At 56.6% G+C, this 5,631-nt stretch carries 3 protein-coding genes and 2 pseudogenes; 1 reads left to right on the forward strand and 4 read right to left on the reverse strand.

What is annotated here, in order from left to right; all coding sequences use genetic code 11:
• Positions 1-12: 12 nt before the first annotated feature.
• From CP49_RS44500 to CP49_RS10730, 4 genes and pseudogenes are all read right to left on the reverse strand, one after another.
• Positions 13-246 (reverse strand): hypothetical protein, encoded by a 234-nt coding sequence (locus tag CP49_RS44500; RefSeq protein WP_156438269.1) that lies wholly within the window; start codon positions 244-246, stop codon positions 13-15.
• 1,040 nt (positions 247-1,286) lie between these two features.
• A complete protein-coding gene (locus CP49_RS49195; RefSeq protein WP_082645955.1) occupies positions 1,287-1,961 on the reverse strand; it encodes a 4'-phosphopantetheinyl transferase family protein in 675 nt (224 codons plus the stop codon).
• A gap of 474 nt (positions 1,962-2,435) precedes the next feature.
• The gene (locus tag CP49_RS10725) at positions 2,436-2,681 is read right to left on the reverse strand and encodes a hypothetical protein (RefSeq protein WP_057850236.1); all 246 of its coding nucleotides are present in this window, start codon (positions 2,679-2,681) and stop codon (positions 2,436-2,438) included.
• Positions 2,682-3,831: 1,150 nt separating this feature from the next.
• A pseudogene (locus CP49_RS10730) lies at positions 3,832-4,485 on the reverse strand (FkbM family methyltransferase).
• A 559-nt stretch (positions 4,486-5,044) separates the two neighbouring features.
• Between CP49_RS10730 and CP49_RS47125 the strand changes: the two are divergent.
• Positions 5,045-5,631, forward strand: a pseudogene (locus CP49_RS47125) (GDP-mannose 4,6-dehydratase); the annotation flags it as partial.

The raw sequence follows: 5,631 nt of genomic DNA on the forward strand, positions 1-5,631 counted from the left end.
CGGAATGGGTGGTCACAATCCGTCGTAGCGGGTGGTCGCGATCGTCGGAATACGCAACCGGAACAGACGGTCCCCCAGCTTAGATCGCAGGTGCATGGGATCGATGCCCAGCATGGTGAAAATGCCAAAACGGCTTCTGCGGATGATATTTGCCGAACTGTTCGAATACCCTTTCGGTTTCCGCTCGCCTGTACTCTGGAACGCTCCCGAGCAGAACTTCATCATCCGCGCGTCGTCCCGATGCATTTTGTCGGTCTGCCACAGAAGCGCGCCTTTGTCGCCGTTATCGAAATATGCGCCGCTTCGATTGGTGTATGGATCGCCGCAGTAATGCTCGATGAACCCGCTGAAATGGCGCTAGTAGCGCTCCGGCTCCGGATAGAGCCACCTCGATAAGGGGCACATTGTAAAAGCCGTCGTCAGAATGGCGTTGACCCTCGATTGGCTCTCAGGGGCGACGGTCTTGATCGATTCGTTCTCACTAGACGCGGATTTCATCATTACACCTATGTCGAGAGCCGTGCGAACAGCACCGGTCCGCAAGCGTAACGAAGCACAGCGGAAATTCGTTGAGAGGCTTAGAAACCAAAAAGCTCCCAATGCTCCGCAGCTCGCGATTCCTCTTCAATTGCAACTTCGGACTTCTGCGACCGGCTTGGCGCTACTGCCACCTGGCGCGGTGCAGGATTTGAGCCACTACGACGCAACCGCAAATTGGCTGTTTTTTTGCTCGCGATGTCGCATTCGCAACAGCTTGGCGGCTTCTAGACAAGAGGCGCCTTTGCTTTCGTACGGAAGCGCGCGCGCAGGCCAAGGCGAATTGCGACTCGGAAAACCGACGGGCGCCGACCGCCTCGATCATCTCTGGCTTGGCTGTTGCTTGCGCCGTCGCTCTCACGACGATGGGTATCCGGCAGTTACATAGCTTGTTCGATGTTGGCTCTAACGGCGCCATCGCTATTGCGAACGTGGGCATCATCGCGCGAAACTCGGATAACGGTAGCTAGTCGTGACCTATTAGGCGCTCCCTTTTCGCGGTTTCTTGATTGAGAGACCCACATGATGACCGGCATCTCAGCTCATGTTCGATCAGAAAGGGCTCGGTGAAGGACCTTGTTTGGTCGGATCGCGGAGAGGGCAGCGGGGCGCTACGGAGTCATACACATTAAGCTTCTTATCGGAGTCAAAGCGCCCACTCGCTAGTAGAACAGAAGATTATTCTTCAATTGCAAGGCAACCTCGATGAGGTCTCGTTTGGCCTTCCAGCATTCAGCTGACGAGATGCATCACGCGCCTCGAAATCGCACGGCTAGTGCTAGAATTCCTCCAACAAATGGGCGATAGATCCCATTTATGGTTCGACTGCCGAAACTAGGAGGCTTTTCCGGGTTGACAATCTCAGCCTCGAAGACCCCGCTCTGGTCATTCGTCCTGACACTGACATCTTGAAAATCCAAGAATTCACCAGTTGCCGGCGCATATGATTTGTATACGGCTTCCTTTATTGCGAAGAATAATTTCGGGCCGAAGCGACTGCTGGACCACTCCTTACGCTCGATTTCCTCGGAGGTGCACACGAGCGGCAAAAGGTCCGCTCCGAGCGGTTCTTGATCTTCAATGTCCAACCCCAGAGCGAGCACAGTGTTGGACTTTCCGGCAACAGCTCCGCAATCAGATGAAGAGTGGGAAATGCTGCCGACGACTCCCGAAGGCCAAAGAGGAGCCCGATCCACTCTCGACAAAATCGGAACAGGAGCGAAACCCAATTTACGCAAGACCTCATGAGCGTGATGCCGTCCCCAGGCGAACTCACGCCGACGACGAAGCGAGACGTTCCCCAACATGTCGTCTTCGGCCGGAAATGGGAGGGGGACCGGGTCACATATCGATCCGCCGGAAAAGCTGATGTCATGTGCCAAAGCTGCGCCGATAGCAGCCCCTAACGTCGTTAGCGTTTTCATAGGTTGGGCGAACCTTTGTTCTGGAAAAGTGTGAAGCTGCAGATCTGAGCTCGCTTTACGTTAGCTAGCCTGAGATCGCAGGCCACTCAAGGCCCGCAGCGTCCGAGACGAAGTCATGCTCTGCGACGCTCGATATTTCGACGGCAGGATCGGACCGATCGAGAGTGCATCGGACGAGCTCTGCGTTGACGCGACCCGCTTTCGAGATCGACAGCCCTCGCGCCACACCTGGCTGGCCGAATTGCATCACCGTTGTCGGGGCTGTCGCAGAGTGCTCAGAGTGGACGGGTACGGCCTTCAACAATTCCGGTGAGGCAGAGGTCGGGGCGGATTGGTACCCTGCTTGTGGACGTCGAGCAGAATTATGCAGTCTATGTGGAACCTAACCTGTCGGTCCTACCCTCCATTATGATGCCGGACCAACGAGGGCGACTTTGTGCTGCGCGCACGTGCGAGGAGCTCCATTCCGTTCGCTCACTGCATTTGATCCGTGGCGCGACCGGTGAACTCGAGCACCGACTGCGCCTTGTGGATCTCACGTGCGACGCAATTGAAGATTCGGGTCGCAGATTCAAGCGTGACGACAAGTCCAACCTCCTCGCATGATAGCTCAAAATGATGCGCAACCTGTTCGTTGGTGGGTGCAATGCCACTTTGCAGCGAGCTGATCGCTAATGATGCGAGCACGTGCTCGACCACGTCTTTTTCGGCCTGAGTCAAGACATGCTTCCTTTCTGAATGTTGGCTCGCCTGTCGGCGAAGTTGTGGTCGCCGTTGAAAGACCGGCCAAAGCCGCTCCGCCTCCGCGCCTGTGTTGCCACGACGGTCACATCATGCGGGCTCAGGAAACTTGGGTGCGAGACAGCTTCCGTCGACTTCTAGACTCTACTTCTCGGGCTGCGGTAAGCAGAGTAAGGCTCAAAGACGACCCTGCGCATACGATCTCGGAAGTTCGAGACGTCTGCCGGATCCGCAGCCTCACCGATTCGGGCGCTTCGCCGTGACACGAACTCGAAAGCGGCGATGTCGACTTCTGCACGCATGGCGGGGGTCCGCAATTACACGAACATGATGACCATGCCGGCGCAACCGCCGGCCCCCGGTGAGCAGCGGACTGAGGTTTCCCAACATGCTCCACGAAACGAGGAGAAGGCAGCAAGCATCACAGTAGTTCAGCTCCTTCGCAGCGATACCGCACTTCCTAAAGAATACGGCGCCCTCGCCACCTGCATATCAAGATCGGCTAAGAAGATCGCAACGTGCCACGCGGCCCAGCCAGTGCGGCGCACGCCTCACCCACATGGGTGATTCTGCCTAAGGGTGACCGGCCGTCCGAAGCGCTTGCACGGACTGATCTACCTCCCACGTCGCACCACTACGAGCCCTCTTACGAGCCCTCTTGGATTTGTAGATCTTTCCTTGACTCCGATCTGTTTCGACCTGCCATCACGCGAAGTGACTCAGCCTCTCGAAACGCACACCGAATGAAAGCGTCACGAGGATGCTCGCGAAGACACGAATCTCTCAATGCGAACGTTACGTGGCACTCAAATTTGAGTTGCTGATGATGGATTTTGTCAGCATTTTTTCAAACCTACAACCTGACGCCACGTTAGATTCAAGCTGTTTTGTTGGGCTTGCGGCTTTTCGGGATTTGGGTACTTGCGAGTTCTTATCGAAGAGCTGATCGCAGGCGAGTGAGGGTTCATCGCCGGACCGAGGCGTCCATCTCTCGATCAGGTCTGTTCATCCCCTTCGTCGTGATCCTGCTCGCCGACCGAGCTGCAGGTAAGTACGGTCAGGCGTCCGCCCATATTGGCCGAGGCCGATTACCTCTTCGGCGGCCTTGTACACGCGCTCACAGCCCCTTCTACAGGCTCGTGTTCCTAAGCAAGACATCACCCTCGACTCCGTGGGGATACTGGGTCACGACTTCGAACGAAGGTAACAAGCCAAGAATGGCTTGCAGGGACTGCTGCCCTTCATAGAGCTCCTGGTCGCTGTATTCCGTGTAGACGAAGCGCGTGTTGCTCAAGGTATTCCTGCCGCCAGCGATCACATCGGACTCGGCTCCCTGCACGTCCATCCAGATGAAATCGATGCATTTTAGGTTCGCCTCACTGCACCAGTCATCCAACCGTCGAGTTTCAACTGAGATGGGATGATCAAACCGAACCCAGTCATATTCCACGAGATGATTCTTGGGTCGCCGTATCGAGCCAGAGAGGTCCCATTCCTTCGCATCTCCATTTCCATTGCCTGGATGGAAATCGATCATGCCATTTCGGTCACTGACCGCGATCTCAAATAGCTAATCTTGTCGAGGTACAGATCCATGTTTTTCTTGAAGCGAGCAGCCGCTCGGGGATCTGGCTCAAAGCAGTAGAGCTGAGCCTGCGGGCAGAGCTCGAGAAACTCTCGCATCGGTTCCGTCGTTGCAGCCGATGTCCAAGATAACGGGATCCGGCTTTTGAAGACGAGAAACAATCTGCTGATGTACTGTTAAGGAAGATGTGGGTTCCATGGAAATATGCGATCTCTTAGAGAAGGCCTGCCGAAGCTTAGACAGCAGTCCTGTCGAGAACTTCTGGAGCGCTCGGCAGCTGCCTACTTACAGGGCCTCGCGGAGGTCCGTTGAACTTTGTCCTTGAATTCTCGATTACACGCGCGCCCTCCCTGCGCAATGTAAATCAATGTATATATAGTGCATGCGCCGGCGTGACGATAAACAGATGATTATGCGCGCCTCTCGATAAAGTCGTGGCTTTTTAGGATGCGGTCGCCGGCGTATCTCAGGCTCTTCAACAGGCGCGTCGTACCATGTCATTGCTGCCGAATGCGAAGTAGCTCGTCACCATCGCCCCACAGCACAAGGCAAAGGGCGGGCTCCAGCATTCATTGCCCGGGCCGATGCTGACTCTGCGGCCTAACCGCCTGATTTGAATCGACTTCAGTTGGACTTCGCAAATGACAGCCTTCCCTTGCGCGTAACCGGAGAGAGAATGGCGGCTCAGGATTCACAGCGGCGCGTGGCGCTGATCACCGGCGTCACCGGCCAGGATGGCGCCTATTTGGCCGAATATCTGCTTGGCCTCGGCTATGAGGTCCACGGCATCAAGCGGCGGTCGTCCTCGTTCAACACGGCGCGGATCGATCACCTCTACCAGGACCCGCATGCCCGCAACGTGCCGTTCCTGCTGCAGTACGGCGACATGACGGATTCGACCAACCTGATCCGGCTGATGCAGCAGATCAGGCCGACCGAGATCTACAACCTCGCCGCCCAAAGCCATGTCGGCGTCAGCTTTGAGAGCCCGGAATACACCGCCAATGCCGACGCCATCGGCGTGCTGCGGCTTCTGGAGGCGATCCGCATCCTCGGCAGGGAAAAGGCGACGCGGTTCTATCAGGCCTCGACCTCGGAACTCTACGGCCTGGTCCAGGAGGTGCCGCAGAAGGAATCCACGCCGTTCTACCCGCGTTCGCCCTACGGCGTCGCCAAGCTCTACGGCTACTGGATCACGGTCAATTACCGCGAGGCCTATGGCATCTATGCCTCGAACGGCATCCTGTTCAACCATGAGAGCCCGATCCGCGGCGAGACCTTTGTCACCCGCAAGATCACGCGCAGCGTCGCCCGCATCGAGACCGGCCTGGAAGAGGTGCTCTA

It is taken from the genome of Bradyrhizobium valentinum (assembly GCF_001440405.1).
Classification (GTDB): Bacteria; Pseudomonadota; Alphaproteobacteria; order Rhizobiales; family Xanthobacteraceae; genus Bradyrhizobium; species Bradyrhizobium valentinum.

Excerpts from the sequence above, each read along its gene's own strand:
- CP49_RS44500 (WP_156438269.1), bottom strand. The coding sequence starts at position 246 with ATGCATCGGGACGACGCGCGGATGATGAAGTTCTGCTCGGGAGCGTTC.
- CP49_RS49195 (WP_082645955.1), bottom strand. The coding sequence starts at position 1,961 with ATGAAAACGCTAACGACGTTAGGGGCTGCTATCGGCGCAGCTTTGGCA.